The 20,160-nt window shown below is 61.9% G+C and carries 16 protein-coding genes; 5 read left to right on the forward strand and 11 right to left on the reverse strand.

Annotated features, from left to right (window positions below):
• Window positions 1–82 precede the first annotated feature (82 nt).
• Window positions 83–781 (forward strand): hypothetical protein, encoded by a 699-nt coding sequence (locus LNV08_RS15475; protein WP_263534619.1) that lies wholly within the window; start codon window positions 83–85, stop codon window positions 779–781.
• Between the two features lie 8 nt (window positions 782–789).
• Here the strand turns inward: LNV08_RS15475 and LNV08_RS15480 are convergent, their stop codons facing one another.
• Window positions 790–2,463 (reverse strand): aminotransferase class III-fold pyridoxal phosphate-dependent enzyme, encoded by a 1,674-nt coding sequence (locus tag LNV08_RS15480; RefSeq protein ID WP_263534620.1) that lies wholly within the window; start codon window positions 2,461–2,463, stop codon window positions 790–792.
• Window positions 2,464–2,525: 62 nt separating this feature from the next.
• On the opposite strand from LNV08_RS15480, the gene asd reads away from it, so the two are divergent.
• Window positions 2,526–3,392, forward strand: a complete 867-nt coding sequence (gene asd / locus LNV08_RS15485) for an archaetidylserine decarboxylase (protein WP_263534621.1) — start codon at window positions 2,526–2,528, stop codon at window positions 3,390–3,392.
• 1 nt (window position 3,393) lies between these two features.
• Here asd and LNV08_RS15490 read toward each other — a convergent pair whose 3' ends face one another.
• The 5 genes from LNV08_RS15490 to LNV08_RS15510 form a co-directional block, all read right to left on the reverse strand.
• Window positions 3,394–4,026 (reverse strand): PEP-CTERM sorting domain-containing protein, encoded by a 633-nt coding sequence (locus LNV08_RS15490; protein ID WP_263534622.1) that lies wholly within the window; start codon window positions 4,024–4,026, stop codon window positions 3,394–3,396.
• A gap of 65 nt (window positions 4,027–4,091) precedes the next feature.
• Complete coding sequence (locus LNV08_RS15495) at window positions 4,092–4,727, reverse strand: hypothetical protein (protein ID WP_263534623.1); 636 nt, start codon at window positions 4,725–4,727, stop codon at window positions 4,092–4,094.
• Window positions 4,728–4,761: 34 nt separating this feature from the next.
• A complete protein-coding gene (locus LNV08_RS15500) occupies window positions 4,762–5,556 on the reverse strand; it encodes a hypothetical protein (RefSeq protein WP_263534624.1) in 795 nt (264 codons plus the stop codon).
• A gap of 76 nt (window positions 5,557–5,632) precedes the next feature.
• Complete coding sequence (locus LNV08_RS15505; protein ID WP_263534625.1) at window positions 5,633–8,431, reverse strand: beta strand repeat-containing protein; 2,799 nt, start codon at window positions 8,429–8,431, stop codon at window positions 5,633–5,635.
• Window positions 8,432–8,476: 45 nt separating this feature from the next.
• Entirely contained in the window at window positions 8,477–8,689 is a 213-nt protein-coding gene (locus LNV08_RS15510; protein ID WP_263534626.1) for a hypothetical protein, read from the reverse strand.
• Between the two features lie 116 nt (window positions 8,690–8,805).
• On the opposite strand from LNV08_RS15510, the gene LNV08_RS15515 reads away from it, so the two are divergent.
• Window positions 8,806–11,397 carry an ATP-binding protein gene (locus tag LNV08_RS15515; RefSeq protein WP_263534627.1) on the forward strand — a complete coding sequence of 864 codons (2,592 nt, stop codon included), beginning with the start codon at window positions 8,806–8,808 and terminating at the stop codon, window positions 11,395–11,397.
• Between the two features lie 33 nt (window positions 11,398–11,430).
• Here the strand turns inward: LNV08_RS15515 and LNV08_RS15520 are convergent, their stop codons facing one another.
• Window positions 11,431–12,057 carry a LysE family translocator gene (locus LNV08_RS15520; RefSeq protein ID WP_263534628.1) on the reverse strand — a complete coding sequence of 209 codons (627 nt, stop codon included), beginning with the start codon at window positions 12,055–12,057 and terminating at the stop codon, window positions 11,431–11,433.
• 42 nt (window positions 12,058–12,099) lie between these two features.
• Window positions 12,100–16,131: a two-component regulator propeller domain-containing protein gene (locus LNV08_RS15525; RefSeq protein WP_263534629.1), complete on the reverse strand. Its 4,032-nt coding sequence runs from the start codon at window positions 16,129–16,131 to the stop codon at window positions 12,100–12,102.
• 405 nt (window positions 16,132–16,536) lie between these two features.
• On the opposite strand from LNV08_RS15525, the gene LNV08_RS15530 reads away from it, so the two are divergent.
• Window positions 16,537–16,800, forward strand: coding sequence for a hypothetical protein (locus LNV08_RS15530; RefSeq protein WP_263534630.1), 264 nt, complete (start codon window positions 16,537–16,539; stop codon window positions 16,798–16,800).
• Between the two features lie 47 nt (window positions 16,801–16,847).
• On the forward strand, window positions 16,848–17,060 hold the full coding sequence (locus LNV08_RS15535) for a hypothetical protein (protein WP_263534631.1): 213 nt from the start codon (window positions 16,848–16,850) through the stop codon (window positions 17,058–17,060).
• A 657-nt stretch (window positions 17,061–17,717) separates the two neighbouring features.
• Here the strand turns inward: LNV08_RS15535 and LNV08_RS15540 are convergent.
• From LNV08_RS15540 to LNV08_RS15545, 3 genes are all read right to left on the reverse strand, one after another.
• Complete coding sequence (locus LNV08_RS15540) at window positions 17,718–18,458, reverse strand: M15 family metallopeptidase (RefSeq protein WP_263534632.1); 741 nt, start codon at window positions 18,456–18,458, stop codon at window positions 17,718–17,720.
• Window positions 18,455–18,847 (reverse strand): lysozyme inhibitor LprI family protein, encoded by a 393-nt coding sequence (locus LNV08_RS23190; protein ID WP_414858751.1) that lies wholly within the window; start codon window positions 18,845–18,847, stop codon window positions 18,455–18,457. Before LNV08_RS23190 ends, LNV08_RS15540 begins: the two co-directional genes overlap by 4 nt.
• A gap of 163 nt (window positions 18,848–19,010) precedes the next feature.
• The gene (locus tag LNV08_RS15545; protein ID WP_263534633.1) at window positions 19,011–19,991 is read right to left on the reverse strand and encodes a C45 family autoproteolytic acyltransferase/hydolase; all 981 of its coding nucleotides are present in this window, start codon (window positions 19,989–19,991) and stop codon (window positions 19,011–19,013) included.
• Window positions 19,992–20,160 lie beyond the last annotated feature (169 nt).

The following is a 20,160-nucleotide window of genomic DNA, read 5'->3' on the forward strand; positions in this document are numbered from 1 at the left end:
GTTCGATGACAGATACAAAACATTACGGTCGGGCGATCGTCACGGAATTTTCATGCAGCGAAGTCACCATTGCGCTCGCAGCATGCCGACCCATTCCGGGCGGCAGCTCTTGCCCATGACGAACGAGGACGTGCGCGTGAACGACAAGCCTTTTCTCCAAACTCTTGCCCACACCCTGAGAGTGCAGCGCTGGGATGACCACCGCTACTACCATCACAGCCGCATCAATCAAAGCCTGCACCTGCTCAGCGCGATCTTCTTTCTGATCTCTTACGCCATGCTGTTCTTCAACCCGGCCATGGCTGCGCTGCTGGCCTGGTGTGTCTCGATGACCAGCCGCCAGGCCGGGCACTTCTTCTTCGAGCCGCGCGGCTATGACCATGTCAACCAGGCCAGCGACGAGCACAAGGAAGAAATCAAGATCGGCTACAACATCCAGCGCAAGATCGTGCTGCTGGCGATCTGGGTGGCGATCCCTGCCGCGCTCTGGCTGCAGCCCTCGCTGTTCGGCCTGATCCAGCCCGCCACCGATGTGCAGGGCTGGCTACATGACGTCGGCATTGCCTGGTTAGCGCTGGGTGCGGCGGGCCTGATCTTCCGCGTCTTGCAGCTCTGGATTCAGCAAGACCTGATGACAGGCGTGGCCTGGATGACCAAGATCCTGACCGACCCCTTTCACGACATCATGCTGTATCACAAGGCGCCGCTGTACCTGATGCGCGGCGAGCTGATCGACCCGATGAACCATGTTGCGCATGACCTGAATGCGAAACACGGTTAATTGACACTTTAGGATTTACTGCCGCCAGCCCACCACTGGCTCAGCATTTCCTTCAGCAAGCCGCGCTTGATGGCCTTGTTCGTCAGCGCGGCATCTGCCTCCCACCAGCCTTCGGCCTGCATCGTTTGGCCCGCCTTCACAAAGCGCTGCGTGACTTGATCGAAGTCCGCATCGCTGTAATTGAGGCTGAAGATCAGGCGCCCGGTACCGACCCAACTCAAGGCCAAACCCTGCTCGCGCAAATAGAACTGCAGCATCCAGTTGTAGCGCGAGGGCTCGGTGTAGAACACCGTCCAGATTGACTGCATATGAGCAACCCGCACCGGCAGACCGGCGCTCTGCAGCGCCGCATTGAAGCGTTCGGCGCGTGCGTTCCAGCGCTCATCCAGGCCCGCGTAGACTTCCTTGATGGCTGGACTCTCCAGCCTATCCAAAAACACCTTCATCGCACCCATCACATAGGGGTGCGAGTTGAAAGTGCCACGAGCGAAGCAGATATCGGCCGGACGCTCTTCGCGAAAGCGCTTCATCAACGCACGTTTGCCACAGACCACGCCGACCGGCAGGCCGCCGCCCAGCGTCTTGCCATAGGTGACCATGTCGGCGCGCACGCCGAAATACTCCTGCGCGCCGCCCGGCGCGAGCCGGAAGCCCAGGAACACCTCGTCAAAAATCAACACGATGCCGCGCTCGCTGCACACCTCGCGCAAGGCCTTCAACCAAGCGGTATAGGCCGCGCGGTCGTAGCCAGCGCGGCGTGCACTGTCCAGCAACTGCGAGTCACCCGGCGCGCCCTTGTTCGGATGCAGCGCCTGCAGTGGATTGATCAGGACGCAGGCGATGTCGCGGCGGGTGCGCAGCACTTGCAAGCTGCGCTCCTCCATCTCCTGCAGCGTATAAGTTTCGCGCGGCGGCAGCGGGTTGCCGATGCCCGGCTGCACATCCTCCCACCAGCCGTGATAGGCGCCGCAAAAGCGCACCAGGTGCTTGCGCTTGGTGTGATAACGCGCCAGCCGCACGGCCTGCATCACCGCCTCGGTGCCCGACATATGGAAGGACACCTCGTCCAGCCCGGAGATTGCCTTCAGGCGATCGACGTTGTCGGCCACGCAGGGGTGATAAGCACCCAAGACCGGCCCGAGCTGGTGGGTCAAGGCAATGCCTTCGTCCACACAGTCGCGGTAGAAGTCGTAACCAAACACATTGACGCCGTAACTGCCGGTCAGGTCATAAAAGCGGTTGCCATCCAGATCCACCACCTCAACGCCCGACGAGGCTTGCAAGAAGCTGCCGGTCTTCAGGTGTTCGCGCAAATAGGGGCTGTATTGATAAGGCACCCGGTAGCTGCCGGTGAACTGCAGATCGGAAATTCCCTCTCGGGCCCGCGCCGTCATTGCGATGCTCTTGGCATAGCGTTGGGCAAAAGTCTCGCTCAGGCGTTTGAAGCCTATGCGCCGTCGAATGACGGTCTGTTCGAGCGCGCCGTCGGAATTGAAAAAGCGCGCCTCGTCATAGGCATAGCCAGGAATGAAACCGGCCAAGCGTTTGGCCATGCGAGAGTGGCCCGCGAGCGAGCGGTGCTTGGCACGCGACAGCTCCAGTCTCCGTTTGGCGCGTGGCAGCGTCCAGGCCAAGGCCGCCAGGGCCAGGGCGGAAAGCGCAAAAGTAGATGTTTGTTCCATGACGCAATCAGAAGAAGTCCAGTCCCTCTATCTAAACAGCGCTGCTTGACAGCCTCGTGAATATGACAATTTCCCTGCGAAAGATGCTCCAACAGGAGGATCTGAACTTCCTCTTGACCAACCGGATTCCGCGCATTGCCTTGACAAGGCTGATGGGCAAATTCAGTCAAATCCGCAATCCGCTGCTGGCCAGCGCTTCGATCGCGGTCTGGCGCTTGTTCACCGACCTGGACCTCAGCGACGCCAAAAAACAGAAGTTCGACAGCCTGCACGACTGCTTCACGCGCGAGTTGGTGGCGGGCGCACGCCGAGTTGACATGGCCGAGAACGTCTTGAGCAGCCCCTGCGACGCCATCGTCGGCGCTTGCGGCCCAGTCCAAGGGCGGCAGCTCTTTCAGGCCAAGGGCTTCCCCTATTCGATGCAGGACCTGTTCGGGCCGACCCAAGATACCTCCGCCTTCCAAGACGGCATGTTCGTCACGCTGCGCCTGACCTCGGCGATGTACCACCGCTTTCACGCGCCGCAAGACTGCACGGTCGAGCATGTGACGCATATCGCCGGCGACACCTGGAACGTCAACCCGATTGCACTCAAGCGGGTCGAGCGCCTGTTCTGCCGCAATGAGCGCGCGGTGCTGAGATCGAAGCTGAAGACCGGCGAGCCGATCGCCATCGTGCCGGTGGCGGCGATCCTGGTGGCCAGCCTCCGACTGCATTTTCTCGACCTGCTGCTGCATGTCGACTACCGGGGCGCTAACGAACTACCTTGCCGGCATTCGTTCAAGAAGGGCGAAGAGATGGGTTGGTTCCAGCATGGCTCGACCATCATCGTGTTCGCTCCCAAGGGCTTCACCTTGAGCCCAGGGATAGCAAACGGCGCCAGAATTCAAATGGGGCAGGCTTTGATGCAATTGCCCCAGCCCAGCTGATTCAGCGCTGGAGCAATTGCCGCCTCAACAGCAGCGCGACCAAGCCCGCCCCCAACAAAGCCAGGCTACCGGGCTCCGGCACCGAGACGGGTGGCTTAGCGTCGCAGCCGGCCACGCAGTACAGGCTGCCGAGTTGCCCCTGCAACTCGGCGTCGGCCGACTCGTAGCGAAAGCTGCTGAAAGAGAAATTGGCCAGGGTCAGACCACCAAGTGGCAGGGCGTCATTGCCGAAGATGCTGGCCGACGCGTCGACCAGGCTGAGCGAGAACAGCTCGCTGCCACTGCCGTTCTGGGCCAAAGCACCCCATTGATCGCTGCCCTGCAAATCATTGCTGACCAGCATATTGAAGCCAAAGTCGAGCAACACCGCCGGGCCGCCGTCGAAGCTGACGCTCATGCCCCAGGGCGCGCCAGCATGCGCATAGGCGGCGGTGCTGGCGTCGGCAATGGCGTCGGTGGCGGCGCTGTCGAAGCTGAAGCTGCCGCTGAATCGCCGCCAGCCGCGCTCGGCCGTGTCGCTGGCCACCACGCCGCTGAACTCATAGGTGATCGCTGAGGCTTTCGCTTGGCCCGAGACGGCCAGGCAGCTCAATATGAGTAGGCTTGGCAGCGAAGGCAGGTACTTGAAATTCATGGTGCGCTTTCGGTGTTGGTGTTGGGTTTGAATGAGCGGGCAGGCAGGCTGAAGCGGCTGCTGCATCACTCGGCAGGAAACAGTCCCGGTGGATCGGGCTCGGCGGTGCGATGTGGCGGGCTTGCCACGGGTGGTGCGGCGCCTGCAGGCTCTGGCGCTAGGCGGCCCAATGGGTGACCCAATAGGTGGCCCAATATCCAGACGCGGCAATATTGGTTAAAGCAATGCGTCGCGTAGCTGGCCTGGCCTTGCAGCAGCAGTGCCCAGGCCTGCTGCGGGTCGCGGCCACGCCAGCGCAAGCTGAGCGGGCGTGCCTCGTTCAACAAGGCCAGCTCACCCAGCAACTCGGTGCCTGTCTGTGCGGCCAAGGCTCTGGCCAGCTCGGCCAGCCTTGCGGCCTGGACCTCGATCACCAGATCTTGCCCGTCCCACCGGATGGATGGCCCGGTGGCGGCGGCTAGGCTTGACCCCGCCCCTGCCACTGTCGGCTCGGGCGCAGGCGCCACCACTGGCAATGCTTGTGGGGCAATGCTTGGCACCGTCGGCCGGGCTGCTGCCGAGTTCAGGCACAGCCAGACGCAGATCAGCAGCAAGGAGACCCAGGCCCAAGCCTGCACCGGCATGCGCTTGTCGGCCGATTTGGCGGCTACCCGCCGCAACCCCTGGGGAGCCGGCAGGTTCAAGTCAAAGGTCTTGGCCATGCTCATGGGCTCCGCTTTGTTGCTGCGCCTGAGTTCAGAACTGCATGCCGCCATCCATATTGCCGCCCATCGACAGCCCGCCGATGCGGTTCGTGCCGTTGAGCTGCACGTTCACCCCGCGCAACACGCCATTTCTCACCCCGGCAAATCGGTTCCCGTAGGCAAAACTGTCCAGCAAAGAAACGACCTGCGAGTTCAAATCAAAGCCGTCCCCACCGTTGTTATTGGCTTGGCTGCGCTCAATAAGGCCGTTGGAGACCCTCATGCCGTTTTCGCCATTGAGCGTCGCAATAAGCCCACTGGCGCGCAGGTGCGGGCCTTTGGATGCGTTAGAAGCCAGCCCATATCTCAGGTTGCGGGTCAGCAGCAGGTCTGCCAGTACGACACCCCCCTGGGTGCCGTTTCCAAGGTAAACCAAGTCAATACCAAACTCGAAGCCGGAGACCGTGCCATTGCGAATGGTCACGGCGTCAGCCACCACGCGGACCCCGATCGGGCTGCCCACAGTGCCGGTGCAAGTGACCACCTTGGTGCTGTCATTGCGGATGCAATCGCCCGTGCCCATGATGCCGAAGCCGTTCAAATCCAGCGTCACGTTTTTGCCGGTGATCTCAATGCCATTCAAGCCCGCCGGCACCTGCAAATTGCTCTTCAGCACATAGTGGCCGGGTTGGCTCAGGGTGATGGGGTAGCCCGGTGCATCGCCCGGCAGCGAGTTGCCGGCCAAAGCCTTGTTGTGGTCGAGCGTGGCTTGGGCCATCGCGCTGCCGCCAGCGGCCAGCAAAGTGGCGGTGATCATCAGGGTCTTCAAAGTGTTGAGGTTTTTCATGGTCAAGGTTCTCCGTCAGGTTGTTTACAAAGGTGAAGGGGTCAGGGATTGAGTCTGCCGTCGGGGTCAATTCGGCTCATTGCATCCGGCGGCGGCAATGCACGCCGATCAGCGCGAGGCCCGCGAGCAAAAGCGCATAGCTCGCCGGCTCGGGGACGGGTGCCATGGCCGTCAGCACGCCGCCGTCTTGCAATGCGAAGGTCTGGCCGCCCAGGTAGGCGTTGTCGCCCAGGCTGGCGTCGTAATAGATATTGAAGCCGTTGCCGGTGATATTGCTGACCGCATTGCCGGTCAGCGCCACACCCGTGACGCGGCCCACATAAAGCGCAGCCCCGCTGCTCGCATTGCCATCGGCCAAGGCCAGATTCGCGCCGCCGGCAAGTGCCAACTCACCCCAGCTGAAATTGTTCTGGGCCCCTGCTGCGCTGAAGCCCAATTCCTCGCCGGCCAGCAGCATGGTCTTGCTGCCCGGGCCAGCAAACACCAGGCTGGCCGCGCCGGTCTGCCACTGCGAGGCCTGTGCGCTGTGGTTGATGAAGTTGCCGCTGAAGATGAAGCTGTCGCCGGCCTCTCCAACCAGGAAACCTTGCTCATTGACGATCAGGTCGGTGAAGTGGTTCTCGGACGGATCGCTGATATAGGCGCCGTTGTTGGTGAGCGTGCCCTCAAAGACGACCTTGCCTTTGATCGTGCGAATGGTGCCGTTGTTCACCAAGTCACCGGTGATCAAGGTTTGGTTGTTGCGCACCAGGAAGTCTGCGCCCGCTTCATTGCTGACGTTGCCGACGATATTGGTCGGGCCATAAAAGTCCACATTGCCGAGATTGCGAAGGTCGCCGCTGAGCGTGCCGAAGCCGGTGACCGTGCCGCCGGCAAAGTTGCTGAGCTTCGGTGTCGCCAGCGTGCCTCCTTGCAGCTTGACGACCTTGCCGGACTGGTTGCCGAGGTTGGCATCAAAGACGACCGCTCCGGCGGAGTTCACGTCGATATTGCCGTTGTTGCTGACGCTGGCGGCGTTGACGAACAGGTTGCTGCCGACGCCGTTGCGCAGCTTGCCGCTGTTGACGAAACTGGCGCTGGCCAGGGTCAGGTCACCACCCTTGGATTGCAGGGTGCCGGCGTTATTGACGGTGGCCAGGATGCTACCCTGGCCCGAGATGGTGCCAACGCCATGGTTGTACAGCGTGCCGCTGCCGATGATGCTGTGGTCTGCCACCAGGCTGCGCGTGACCGTCATCGTGCCGGCGTTGGTGAAGGTAGCGTCGAGCTGCGTGAGCGAGCTGCTGCCGAGCTTGATATTGGCCGAGGTGCTGCCGTCCTTGCTGACCAAGAGCTTGCCGTTTTGGTTGATCACGCCGCCGGTCATGCTGCCGCCGTCGAAGATCAGTTGGCCCTTGGCATTGATGTTCAGGCTGGCCGTGTTCAACAAGCCGCCGCTGAGGGTGTAAGTGCCGGCCGCCGCGCCGCCGAGTTGCGTTGTGCCGGACACCACAAAGCTGCCGCCTGTTTGGGCAAAGCTGCCCTTGCCGGCCGCGCCAATGCTGGCATTGGTCGCACTCAGCACACCCCCGGACAAATTGACGCGGCCATCGCCGCCATCTGCCTGGCCGACGATGAGCGCCGTCGTCTGGTGGGAGCCCGCGCTTTGCTCGAAAGTGCCTATGGTCTTGTCGCCGACGATGGTGCGGTTGCTGCTGAGGCTGCCCCCTTGAAGCTTGTAGAAGCCGTTGGCGATGCCGGAGAGCGCGAGGTCGCCGGTGATGGTGTGGGTGCCGCCCGACTGATTGAAGCTGGCCCCGGCGCCCGTGTTCGAGCCCACGCCGACGGCAGCGCTGTTGAGGACGCCGGTGCCGGACAAGTAGTACGCAGCGCTGGGTCCGAACACCGACAGCGTGTTGGTGACCGTGACGCTGCCGGCACCGTGCAGGAAGCTGCCAGCATCCGAGATTAGCAACTTGTCCCCCGCGAAGCTGCTGCTGCCGGCAATCTTGTAGGTGCCGCCGCCATTGATCATGGTCTGGCTGCCACCCGACACGGTGCCTCCATTCTGATTGAAGAGGCCATCAGATGACACAGTGATACCGCTGCCAGTCACCACCTTGCCGGTGCCCGAAAGCAGATATTGCGAGCCGGCGCCCACACCAATGCCGTACTGATTGGTGTGGATGCCGCTGCTTTGGGCGAACTGGCCCTTGTAGGTGTCGCTGCCTTGCAAAAACCCGAGCGAGAGGAAGTTGGTATTGAGCGTGCTGCTGCCGGACATCGAGTAGCTTGCAAGGACATCGCTGCTCAGAAATATATTGTTCGCGTTATTGACGCCGCCGGTTTGCGTGAAACTCATGCTGCCGAGGTTGCGCATGTCCAGCAGCTCGGTATTGAGCGTTCCGCCTGCCAGGGTGTACTGGCTTTTGGCATTCACGTTGGCGGTGTTGCCTATCATCCTCAGGCGGGTTGCGGTAGTGACCACGCCAGCTGACTGCGTGATGCTCGCACTGCCCGCAGCGGTGGCCACGAGGTCGACATAGTCGCTGCTGAAGTTCGAGGCCGCGCTGTTGATATTGAGCGTCATGTTCCCGCTGGAGGAGGCCTTGATCTCGGTGAAGCCGTAGACCTTGCCGGGATTGAAGCCGAAGGTGACCGTGCGGGCAGCCGACGTGGCGTTGTCGAGGTAGGCAGAGTCACCGGTGTCCGGCGCCGTCGTGACGACGCCTGCCTTGGTCTTCCAGCAATTGGCGGTGTTCCAGGCCACGGTGTTGGCGCAAGCCCAATATTTTTCAGCCGCCTGCGCGGCCGGTGCGGCTAAGCCCAGCAGGGCGGCACTGGCCACCAGGGCCAGCGGGTGGAGCTTGAAAGGAGCGGCAATGCGGTTCGACATGATGAATTCCTTGAAGTGGAGATAGGGGTACAAAGAGTGATGGGGTCAGGGCTTGAGCCTGCCGTCGGGGCCGGTCTGCCGCAGCAGCGCCATCAACTGGCGCGCCGAGCCAAACTCGAACTGCCGCCCGCTGACCACATGCTCCAAGCGGCCGGTCAATTCACCGGCGGTCGTGCTTTCAGCCAGCTTCAGGACAAACACCTTTTCAATAGGCAGTGGTCCGTGTTCGGGCTTGTTGTTGTGGGTGGTGGAAGGCATGGATCACAGTGTCTGCAGCCCTGCCACCCAAGTCCTCAACTGCGGGTTAGCGTTTGGTTAGCGTTGCGTGTTAATAGGGGGGCAGGTCGAACAATTCGCCTGCTAAAGTGCCCCGCATGCATGCCCAAGAGCCCTCACCACAGCGCCTGAACTTCGGGCCATTTGAGATCGACTTGCACGCGCAACGCCTGTTGCGAGAGCAGCAGCCGGTGGCGCTGAGGCCCCGCTACTTCGATGTGCTGGTGTTTTTGGCCAAGAGCGGCGGAAAGTTGGTCACCAAGGACGAATTGCTGGACGCCGTTTGGGGCCATCGCCATGTCAGCGATTCGGTGCTCAAGGTCGCCATCAATGCTTTGCGAGTGGCGCTGGACGAAGATGCCAAGGCGCCGCGCCATCTGGAAACCGTGTCGCGCCGGGGCTACCGTCTGATGGGGGTCAACGATGCGCGGCCCACGGCGGGCGGGCAGGCAGCAAAGGTGGCTGCCCCGGCACCGGCCAGCAATCCAAGCCCCAGCCTCGGCAATCTGCCCGCGCCCCAAGCCGGGCTGATCGGCCGCGACGCCGAACTGACTCAGTTGCAGGATATGTTCGCTAGCCAGCGCTTGATCACCCTGCACGGGCCTGCCGGCGTGGGCAAGACCCGCCTGGCCCTGAGTGCCGCCCAACATGCCGCGCCGGCCGACGGCGTCTGGCTGATTCGGCTTGACGCGCTGGCCGACGCCGAGCCCCTGCTGGCCACGGTGGCGCGCACCCTGAACCTGGGTGCCAGCACCCAAACCAGCGCCGATACCCTGGCGCGCGCGCTGGCGCCGCTGTCCATGCGCCTGCTGCTGGACAACGCCGAACACCTGGTTCAAGCGGTGGCCGAATTGGCCACGGCCCTGCTGAACCATGCGCCGCGCCTGCAGTTGCTGGTGACCAGCCAATTGCCGCTGCGCGTCAGCGGCGAAACCGTTGTGGCCGTGGCGCCCTTGGCCGTTCCAAGCGATGCCAGCGAAGGCCTGGACAACAGCGACGCCGCGGCCGTACAGCTGCTGCGCCAACGCGCCCAGCAGCATGACGCCGCCCTGCCCTGGACGCCGGCCGCCGCCGCCTCGGCGGGCGCGATTGCCCGCATGCTCGACGGCCTGCCCTTGGCCTTGGAGTTGGCCGCCGCGCGCGTGCCGCTCTTGGGTTGGGCCGGCGTACATGCCCGGCTCGATGAGCGCTTTGCCCTGCTGACCCGAGGCGAGCGCGGCGCGCCCGAGCGCCACCGCACGCTGCGCGCTGCGCTGGCTTGGTCCTGCGCCTTGCTGCAGCCCACCGAGTTGCGGCTGCTGCAGCGTCTATCGGTGATTGCCGGCAGCTTTAGCCTGGAAGCTGCCGCAGCCGTGTTATGCACCCCCGTCGATACCGAACTGCTGGACGCGCTCGACGGCCTGCGCGAGCACGCGCTGCTCAGCAGCAGTGAGAGCGGCAATGCGCCCCGCTGGCGGCTCTATGACAGCGTGCGCAGCTATGCCGCCGAAGGTCTGCAGGCCAGCGGTGAAGAGACCGAGGCGATGAGCGCTATGAGCGGCTTGGTCGACCATTTGATCGCCTTGTTTGAGCAGGCCGATTTGGACCTGTTTGAAATCTTCCTGCGCCCCTGGTTGGCGCAACTGAAGCTTGAGGACGACAGCTTGCGCGCCGCGCTGCAAGCCGCCTTGCAGCAGCCCGCCCTGCAGTTGCAGGGCGTCGCGCTGTTTTCGGCCAGTGCCAACTACCGCGCCAGAGCCGGTCATAAGCGCGAACTGCAGCAAGACCACGCGCTGGTGTCCGCCTTGCCCCGTGATCACTGGCCGGCGCGGCTGCAAGCCCGTTTTGATTTGGCGCAAAGCCATCTCGGCGTGATGGCCCAAGTGATCTCGCCGGCCTTGGCCCTTGATAGCGCGCGCCGTGCCCAGCAAGCCTTTCGAGAGCTCGGTGAAGTACCCGCGCTTTACGTCGCGCTTGACCGCGAAACCGGCTGCTTGATGCGCCAGCAAGCACCGCTGGAGCAACGCGTGGATGCCATAGCCCGCATGCGGGCACTTGAGCCCGAAACCTGGGGGCCAAGGCAGCGCCGCTTTCGCGCCTGGCACGACTTGATGCTGCTGCGGGATATGGGCAATGACAGCCTCTATGAAGACCGCATCACCAGCTACCTGGCCAGCTCACGCGCCCAGGGGGATGACTATGGGGCCTGGAACTCCGCGCAACTATTGGCCCAACTCAAGAGCAGCCAAGGTGATCTGGCGGCCGCCACCCAACTGCTCGACTTGGCTGTGACCGAAATGCGCAGCACCGGCCAGTTGCTACAGAACAAACCGGTGCTGGCCCAATGGGCTTTTTTGCGCATCGCTCAAGACGCCGAGCCCGCTACCGTGCAATTGCTGCGCGAGGCCGTGGCGGCGCTGCAAGCCGAGGCGATGCTCTGGTGGATGGCCGACGCGCTGGCCTGGCTGCCCGCCCATCAAGGCCGCTGGCACGATGCGCTGCGCGTGCAAACCTGGGCCGACGGCCTGGTGGCGCAGCGCGGCGACAAACGCGGCCCGATGTTCAAGGCCTTGCGAGAGCGTTTGCAAGAGAAGTTCCAGGCTCACGCAGCGGGCCTGCTGGGCGCGGCGTTACAAGAAGCGTCCGGGCTTGATGAAACTGCCGCCATGGCGCTGTGCTTTGGCCCGACGGAATTGAGCGTTAGCCAGTAGGCCCGAGCGGCCACGGCCGACTTGAGGGATTTCTCAACGCTGGGCAAAAGCCAGCCGCAAGGCCAGGCCAATAAAGACCGTGCCGGCCAGCCAATTCAGGCCGCGCTGGGCACTGGTCGAGCGCTTCAGCACGCGGCTGACGGCACCGGCAAAGTAGGTGATGGAGCCAAACGAGATCAGCGTCGCAACGATGAAGATCAAGCCCAGCTGCGCGATTTGCCAGGCCACAGCACCCTGCTGTGCGTTGACGAATTGCGGCAACAGAGCCAGAAAGAAGAACACCACCTTGGGGTTGGTCAAATTCATCACCACGCCGCGCCCATACATTTTCCATGGGCTCATGCTGGCTTGGTTTTGCTCTGCCAGCGGCCCGACCGGCGCACGCAAGACCTGATAGGCCAAGTAGGCCAAATAAGCCGCGCCGGCCAGTTTCAACACCGTGAAGGCGGTGGCCGAGGCGGCAAACACCGCCGCCAGCCCCAAGGCGATCGCCAGCGTGTGCACCATCAAGCCGGTGCACAAACCCAGCACCACATAAAAGCCGGCACGCCGTCCATGGGTGGCCGACTGGATCAGCACGAAGACGTTGTCGGGCCCCGGCGTGTAGCCCAAGAGCAGGGCCAGAGTGAAGAAGGTCAACGCGGTTTGGAGGGTCAGCATGAAAGGCTCAGGGCACAAAGGTCGGCGATTATCTCCGGCAGACTAAGGCGCCACTTTTGGAATGATGATCTCGAACTGCGCGCCCGCACCCGGCTCGCTGCTGACGGTGATGCTGCCGCCCAGCACCGAGCTGACGATGTTGTAGCTGATGTGCAACCCCAAGCCACTGCCGCCCTGCCCTAATTTGGTGGTGAAGAAGGGTTCGAACACATGCGGCAGATTGGCGGCGCTGATGCCGCGCCCGTTGTCGCTGAAATTGATCTTGATCTGCGCATCGCCCAATGCACTGGCCCGCAGCGTCAGCAAGCCTTCGCGCCGCCCCTCCAGGCCGTGGATCAGCGCGTTCAACACCAAATTGCTCAGCACCTGGCCGAGCGGGCCGGGGAAGCTATCAAGCGCCAAGCCCGGCGCAACGTCAAGGCGCAACTCATGGCCCTCGCGGCGCAAGCGGCTACCCAGCGTCTGCGCAATCTCACTGCACAGCTGGTGCAACTCGAAGGGGCGGCGCTGCTCCGAGGTCTGGTCGACCGCCAATTGCTTGAAACTTGTCACCAGGCCGGCGGCGCTTTGCAGACTGCGCACCAGCAACTCACTCGATTCCTGATTGGCCTGGCAATACTGGTCCAACTCCGAGCGCCTGATGCCGCCCTGACTCAGGTGTTGCGAAAACTCGCGGCCGCGGTCCAGCAAGGTGCTGGCCATCAACAAGCTATTGCCAATGGGTGTGTTCAGCTCATGCGCAACGCCCGCCACCAAGGCCCCCAGCGCGGCCATTTTTTCCTGCTCAACCAACTGAGTCTGAGTCAGTTGCAATTGACGGTAAGCATCGGCATTGTCCAGCGCTACCGCCGCGTAGGCACCCAAGGTGCTCAGAATCGCCAGATCATTGGCCGTGAAGCCGTGGCTGCGCTCGCTCAGCATAAAGAGCAGGCCGACCACCTTGCCCTTGAGCAGCATCGGCGCATAGATGCCCGAATGCACCGCCGCCGGATCGGCGCCCGTTTGCAGCTGGATCCGGCTGGCGCCTTCCTGGTTGTTGAGCACGCGGCTATCGCGCTCAATCTGATCCACCAGCAATTCCTTGCCTTGCAGCACCGCTTGCACCGCTGGCATCTCCACCTCAGCCAGACTGCGTATATAGGGCTTGCAGGCCTCGCCGCTATGCATGACAAAGTCGAAGGCCAAGTTACGCGTTTTCCAATTGACCAGGCCAAGCCCGAACACCGAGGCCTCGATCAACTCATCCACCTGCTGATAGAGCGTGCGCTGAATCGAGCCCACATCCAGGGACGCGGTGAGCTGGCGGCCAATTTCGCTCAACAAGGTGATGTCGTGACGGGCCCTTTCGGCCGCTTCCCGGGACTGAAGGGCTAAGGCGGTCTGGGTCAGGGCGATTTGCTTTTCCTGGGCCAGCTGAAGGGTCTGCTGCTGCAGCTCTTGCGTGCGGGCCACGACCTCCTGCTCCAGCTGCGTGCGCGCCCGGTACAGGCCGCGCACACGCATGCGATAAGCCGTCCCCAGTGTCAGCAGGACCAGCAGCAGCAACCCACTGTTCCACCACCAAGTGCGCCAAAACGGCGGCAGCACCTGGACCTCCAGCAACTGCCTGGCTTCGCCCCAAACGCCGTCCGGGTTGGCCGCCTTGGCCATCAAGCGATAGCGCCCAGCGTCCAAGTTCGTATAGGTGGCCAGCCCTACATTGTCTTGGCCATAGATCCAGTCGCGGTCAAAACCTTCGAGCTTCCAGGCATGCTTGAGCAGCGGGCTCTTGTCGAAATGAAGCGCCGACAACTCGAAGCTGACCATGGCCTCGCGGGGGCTCAGCTGCACCTTGCTGGCCCGGTGCAGCGGCCCGGTAACGCCCAGATCGGCCAGACTCAAGGGCGGGCCGCTGGCACCATAAAGCCCCGCACTGGCCGGCGCCGGCGCTGCCTCGGGGGCCAGTGATTGATTGAAGACACGCAGATCGCTGAGCACGACCTGAGGCGCGTGGGCATTGTCACGCAAGGCCTCGGGCCGGAAGCGTTGCAAGCCCTTGCCGCCGAAGTAAAGCGTTCCGTCAACGGCGCGGGCGCTGGCGCCAAAGTTGAAACCGCCGCCGAAATGGCTGGCGCTGGGATAGAACCGCGCCCAGCCCTGCTCGGGCTGAAATTCGGTCAGCCCATGTTCACTGCCCATCCAAATACTGCCAAATTGCGCGTCTTGAATCGACTCGAAGGCGCCGCTGGGCATGCCCGGCACGTCCGCGAAGGATTTCAGCTGCCAGCTCTCGGCGCCCGGCGTGCGCGACTTGGGCAGCAGCTCAAACAGACCCAGCTCGCTGATCAACCAGATGCGTCCGCCCGCGTCCTGGCGCAGCCCATAGACCTGCAGCGCCGCCGGATTGGGCAGGTCGGCATTGCCCTGCACCGGACGCAAAAACGTCTCGGTGAGCGGGTCCCATAGATGCAGGCCGCCCTTGGTGCCTATCCAAAGCCGCCCATCGCGGTCTTGCATCAAGGCATCAACGATGGCGTGATTCAATGCTCCGGCCCGGCCTGCATCGGCCTGAAAACTCTGCACTTGGCCCTTGGCATTGATGCGATAAAGCCCGTTGGAGCTGCCCGCCCAGACCTCGCCGTTCGCCAGCTTCAACAGCGAGCTGATCGAGGCACCCGCCGACGTACTCTGATGCAACTCGACCGTGCGGCTGCGCTGAGTTTTGGGATCAAACAGCTGCAAACCGCGCTCACCACCGACCCATAGTCGCCCATCCGGCTCGCGCAACAAGGCCTTGATATGCGTTAACGGCATCGCCTCGGGCGCAATGCGCTGAGTCGCCCCGCTGGGCAGATGCAAGCGATTGAGCCCGCCGCCATAGGTGCCCACCCACAGATGCTCGGCGCCGTCAAAGGCGGTCGCCATCACCACATCGTTGGACAAGCTCAAGGGGTCACCGGGCAGGCTCAGATACGCCGCAAACCGCCGCCCGCCAAAGTCCGCCAAGCTGACCCCGGACATGAGCGTGCCGACCCACAAAATGCCGCTGCGGTCTTGCATCAGCGCGCCGACCGAGTCCGCAGCCAAGCTGCTTTCCACCGCCGGGAGGTGCTGAAAGCTCTCGAGCTGCGCCGTCCCCTCGCGCCAACGATGCAGGGCAGGCCGGCTGCCCTGGCCGACCCACATCGCGCGGTCCCGGTCCAGCAGCAAAGCAAAGACGCGTTCACGGGGCAGCTGCAATTTCTGCGCCAAGTCATCGGGACGTGGCGATGTGCCGTCGCCCGGAACGCGCCAAGTCTGCAGCCCCCCGGCCATGCCTACCCATAAACGAGCCTCACCATCCAGCGCCAAGCGGTTGACCATCAGGTCCTCCGGCCTGTAGGAAGAAGCCGACAGCCCGTCCAAGGTGCTGAATTGGCGGAGCACCTGGCCGCTTGAATCCAGGTGCAACACTTGATGGCCACGGCTCAGCCAGACGCCGCCCTGGCCATCGGCCAGCAAGGCGCGGGCCGCTGTCTTATCGGGTGATTTGTCCGGTGATTGGCCCACCGATCCGGCCTGCCAGGGCACAAAACGCCGGCTCGCCTTGTCGAACAAGAGCAGGCCGCCCGTGCTGGCCACCCACAGGCGCCCGGGCGCAGCGGGCGCCAAGGCCAGGATGCGACGTTCCGCCAAGCCCATGCCCTCGGGCATGGGCTGGCGCTGAATCTTCTCGCTCGCCAGATCCATGCGGTCCAAACCGGCGCGGGTGCCGATCCAGAGCTGCCCCTGTTCGTCCTCCAGCAAGGCGTCGATCAAGGAATGGCTGAGCGTGGCGGGCTGATCCTGGCGCGCATAAAAAGCCTTGATGCGCCGCCCGTCATAGCGCGCCAAGCCCGCCGTGGTGCCCAGCCAGACCAGGCCCTGGCTGTCTTGCACCATGCTGAGAACGGCGCCGCCGGGCAGGCCGTCGTCCACCCCCAGTTGCGAAAAGCGCAGACTGTGCAGCGAGTTGGCCGAGGCCGGCGGCATGACACCCAAACCGAGCAGTGCAAGCCCGCAAACTAGCTTACACAGCATGCGCAGCGGCGGCCGTAGCCCCAATCGTTTCAACATTCGCTCAAATAGAGCCAAAGTCCGCCTCCCAGATTGTTTTCACAAGCATAAACCCAGGTTCGCCGGGATGCAGTTCGGGGCTCTACCGATACCTTGTCAATCAGGGCCACGCAGTGACACCTGTCGACTCTCGCTGAAAGCTGAAATCACAGCCCCGACAGATCAATTAGTTACGAGGCCGTTCGTCACGGACTTCTGAACCGGCACCTCATTTAATTCTGAACTCTCGGCAAAACGGTTCTTTCAATTCAGAACTCGCAGCCTCAAAAAGACAAAGACCGCTGTGCAGCGACAGCGTGACTTCGGCCCCTCGAATTCCCACAGAGCAACACCTTCAAATCTATAGACAAGTCGACACGAAGCCATATACTGTACATGCATACAGCACTATCGGAGTCTGCGCTCATGATGTTGAACCTTGGAGATCCCGCCAGCATCGTCGCTTGGTGGAAAGTCCTGCCCGAACGGCATGGCCCCCAGCTCGAAGCCTTCGAGCGGCTGCGTCCCCAGTTCGCGCAGCCAATCCGGACAGCCTGGCGAATCATCAAAGCTGATCCAAAGCTCCAATCGATGTTTGAAAAAAGCAAAACCGTTGCGAATGAGATCATGGCGACAGCCTCTACAGGGAACTACAAAGACGACTCGGCCGATGGGCTGCTTGCGGCTTGAACAAAGTTTTGCTTGGCGGTTCGGGATCTTCACTGGGAGGTCATGCAATGAAACAAGTTGAGTTCTGGTATTGGCTGATGCGCAACCCTGTCACAGGTGAGATTGCCCAATCAAGCTGTCGCCTAACTGAGGCCGAAGCACTGAAGCGCGATCCCGATGCGTACCCGATCGAGGGAACGTGCCAGGTGCGTGTTCTTCCCAAACATCCTGACGAATGGCTACCCAAGATGGCCCTTGCGGCCCCTTCTTCATACACCTAAGCTTGCTCGGGGCAGGGCCAAGGGCTCGCCAGTGTGCTCGCCGGCCACACTCGTGCTGCAGAACGAGGGGGGATCTCCCTGCACTTCCTAGCTCATCCAGAGAGCTAGTCTGTTGGCGCCGACGCCGACGCCGAATTAAGCCACTTTGGGCACCACTGCCGACATGCCTTTGAGCCATACGGATTGACTGATAGCCCGCATAGGAAGTGACGTCTTGGTCACCAGAGACCGCGCACTCAAATGTCGGCACGGTGGCTCAATTCCGGACCGGCGCCAACAGTCCAATGGCTACCGCCAGGGGTCACGAGTCCGCGATCGAACAGGACTCGAAGTACTCCTCCTGGTGTCATGGAGGAGTCGCCAATGCCGCCATTTGCGTTGACGAAAACCGCCCTGCTTTGCTGCGCTGCGCTGCGCTGCGCTGCGACATATCCTCTTGTGGAGAGATGTGACCAACGCAGGCTTGCGATCTATAGCGCTATCGTCGCCGATGACTACTTCGTGCCCATCACCGACATTCGTTTCCAACCTGCATCAAGCAGCTCGAGACCCCAAAGCTGCCATTCCCCTTGCCCAGTGCATTGATCGATTGCTGTCGTTCAACGTTGAAGCTGAGGGGCCGGAGCCAGTTGGCCGCGCGAAGCTGAAAACACACAGTCAGCGTAGCGCGGCAATCTGGCGGAGGTCCACTCGATCGACCGGTTGGGCATTTGAACCATTCGCCCCAGCTCTTGCCAGCGCGATCATCTCCGGTGTGCACTTTCCGTACAGCGCGAAGTCGCGTCTTCGGTAATAAGCCCAATACTGATCTCCATACGAAAAGTGCCACCATTCGTGTTCGTAGGGCACGAAGTCTTCGCGCACCATCAGTTGGGTAAGAAGTGCCCGATTGCGCTTTGCGGTGTCTGAGAGTGACATGCAATTTGGAGTACACAGTTCCGGGGCAACCACGGACCAGTCTTTGATCTCCATCCCGTAGTCGAGCACCTTTCCATCTCCGTCAACGACTTCAACGTCAACTGCGCCGCCGGTGGAATGAGGAGGGGTATTCATCGTTCCGTCCCAACGAACGACGGGTGACACAAGTATGGTCGCCTCGTCATGCACAGCTTCAGGTAACAGATGCGGATATCTCGCTCTGACGCGCTGCTTTTCCTGTTCAAAGAGCATGCTCTGAACGCCGTGACTGCGTAGTCCTTCATAAAGGCGCAGACGATATGGGGCCGGCAACGAGTCTTGCAACCGCAAGAGCTTTCTGTAAACCTCACGACGCACGAGACAGTAATCCGGCTCGGTTTCGGGACACTCCGGTGGTGGGCCAAAGTTTATTCCCCCGACCACGCGAATGTCGACGAGGTCGTCACCACATTCACAAATTGGGACGTCTTTTGGTTTCATTGATATCGGAACCCTTGGAGGTGACTCAACCTTAGGCGACCATGCTCCATTTTGCAGAATGCAAATTCCGCCGTCGCGCCCGTTCCACTGCCGAATGAGAGGCTTCTAAAGCTGCATTCGGCGTCTCGAAACTGCTGCCACTTGGCTTGCGACGATGCAAAGGCCGGTGCTAGTCGAACCACTGGTTCATCAGCGTCCCGCCCGCGCAAAACGGCGGCAATTCGACTGACCTGAGCAGAAATGACTTTGTCCAATGCCTCGACCTCTCTGCCCAAGCACAAATTCTTCTCAATGGTATTCGCTGCGTCCATACATGGCATGGGCTCAACGCCCTGCGCGTATGCAGAGGAAATTTGAAGGGCGACGCCAAACGCGAGAAGCGACTTCATGCAGGCCTAACGTCGAAGTTGAGCCGTGAGCGGCGGCTGGGCGCGGAAGGCCCAGAATGAAATGGGGGCCTGTAGTGACCAGCTGTTGCGAGTCGGCTCGAACGCAGGGTTAGGCCTCACGGCGCGCGACTCGGGACTAGCACTGCGTTTTTCGCCAAGGAGTCTAGCTATAAATGTTGCCATAGTCGTGGGTGTATTCACCCGTCTCGAAGTGGCCAATCCGCTGCGTCCAGCACTTACCAGGCCACAGATAATCGACTCGGAGCTCGGCGGGACGGTAAACCGCGCTGTACACAGTCGATGATTTCTGATTACGGCGATAGAGCGGAGGCCGCAGGAAGCTTGCGGTCAGATTCTCGAGCGTCATCTCAGGGTCTTCAAGCGCTAGTAGTGCGGTTTGCTGCCGCAGGACCGTTTCTGTCGTATCTGCTGTTCCTATCGGCGCATGGTGTTCTTGATGGTTTGTACAGACCGCGACCTTTGAGACCGCCGGGATTCGGTCGGGACCAAGGAACAGCGTGGCGTATTCACCCGACGCATCAAGTAGCGTTACGTTCTGCGAGAGTGCTATCGGTATGCGACAAAGGGCTTCGATGCCTTCGGCCACAGAACTGCAGGTTTCGAGCACGTAGCGCAGTATCAGAATGATTGAGAAGCCAAGGCCCTGAGCGCGGCTGCCACCAAAGGTTGCGCTTGCAACAAGACCTGCGGCATTCATGCCATCAAGGCAACCGCCCCACGGCCTTTGAGCCTTGGAGACTACCTCGCGGCCGAACCAGGAAGTCGACTCGAAGTGGCCCGAGACGGTCTGGATTGGGAAGTCATAGTTTCGGACCAGAGCTGGACCTTCACTCCCAAGCCATACGGCCTGTGTGCAACCGAGCCGCAAGGGTGGCGGCCGATAGTGGCTGAGAATTTGGTGCGCCAATTCATCATCGCCGACCAGGTTGCAAACATGATCGTAGGAGGTAAGTAGCTCGGGCATGTGCTTGCGCAAGGCTCCCCTGCACTCAATCGAACTCGATGGCGATGTTCGGCCGTCTCCTAGGTACCAGCGCTCGGCCTCCTCGCGGCCGGATTGGAATCGCGTCAGCCAGGGTTGCCCCGGCTGGTCTTCGCGGAGTGCGAGAAAGCGCTTCTGCATGAAGGGAATCCAATGTGAAAAGGCTTGCCACCGACCGCACAAGTGTTGTTTGAGGCCTAACGTCAAAGCTGAGCTGCGAGCAGCGGATGGGCACGAAAGGCCCAGAATGAAATGGGGGCCTGAAGTGGCCAGCCGTCGCGAGTCGGCTCGAACGCCAGGTTAGGCATCT

This window comes from Paucibacter sp. TC2R-5 (genome assembly GCF_025717605.1).
GTDB classification, from domain to species: domain Bacteria; phylum Pseudomonadota; class Gammaproteobacteria; order Burkholderiales; family Burkholderiaceae_C; genus Paucibacter_A; species Paucibacter_A albus.

What these genes read in the sequence shown, in the direction of transcription:
- LNV08_RS15475 (WP_263534619.1), top strand. Translation starts at nt 83, where the DNA reads ATGCCGACCCATTCCGGGCGGCAGCTCTTGCCCATGACGAACGAGGAC.
- LNV08_RS15480 (WP_263534620.1), bottom strand. Translation starts at nt 2,463, where the DNA reads ATGGAACAAACATCTACTTTTGCGCTTTCCGCCCTGGCCCTGGCGGCC.
- asd (WP_263534621.1), top strand. Translation starts at nt 2,526, where the DNA reads ATGACAATTTCCCTGCGAAAGATGCTCCAACAGGAGGATCTGAACTTC.
- LNV08_RS15490 (WP_263534622.1), bottom strand. Translation starts at nt 4,026, where the DNA reads ATGAATTTCAAGTACCTGCCTTCGCTGCCAAGCCTACTCATATTGAGC.
- LNV08_RS15495 (WP_263534623.1), bottom strand. Translation starts at nt 4,727, where the DNA reads ATGGCCAAGACCTTTGACTTGAACCTGCCGGCTCCCCAGGGGTTGCGG.
- LNV08_RS15500 (WP_263534624.1), bottom strand. Translation starts at nt 5,556, where the DNA reads ATGAAAAACCTCAACACTTTGAAGACCCTGATGATCACCGCCACTTTG.
- LNV08_RS15505 (WP_263534625.1), bottom strand. Translation starts at nt 8,431, where the DNA reads ATGTCGAACCGCATTGCCGCTCCTTTCAAGCTCCACCCGCTGGCCCTG.
- LNV08_RS15510 (WP_263534626.1), bottom strand. Translation starts at nt 8,689, where the DNA reads ATGCCTTCCACCACCCACAACAACAAGCCCGAACACGGACCACTGCCT.
- LNV08_RS15515 (WP_263534627.1), top strand. Translation starts at nt 8,806, where the DNA reads ATGCATGCCCAAGAGCCCTCACCACAGCGCCTGAACTTCGGGCCATTT.
- LNV08_RS15520 (WP_263534628.1), bottom strand. Translation starts at nt 12,057, where the DNA reads ATGCTGACCCTCCAAACCGCGTTGACCTTCTTCACTCTGGCCCTGCTC.
- LNV08_RS15525 (WP_263534629.1), bottom strand. Translation starts at nt 16,131, where the DNA reads ATGTTGAAACGATTGGGGCTACGGCCGCCGCTGCGCATGCTGTGTAAG.
- LNV08_RS15530 (WP_263534630.1), top strand. Translation starts at nt 16,537, where the DNA reads ATGATGTTGAACCTTGGAGATCCCGCCAGCATCGTCGCTTGGTGGAAA.
- LNV08_RS15535 (WP_263534631.1), top strand. Translation starts at nt 16,848, where the DNA reads ATGAAACAAGTTGAGTTCTGGTATTGGCTGATGCGCAACCCTGTCACA.
- LNV08_RS15540 (WP_263534632.1), bottom strand. Translation starts at nt 18,458, where the DNA reads ATGAAACCAAAAGACGTCCCAATTTGTGAATGTGGTGACGACCTCGTC.
- LNV08_RS23190 (WP_414858751.1), bottom strand. Translation starts at nt 18,847, where the DNA reads ATGAAGTCGCTTCTCGCGTTTGGCGTCGCCCTTCAAATTTCCTCTGCA.
- LNV08_RS15545 (WP_263534633.1), bottom strand. Translation starts at nt 19,991, where the DNA reads ATGCAGAAGCGCTTTCTCGCACTCCGCGAAGACCAGCCGGGGCAACCC.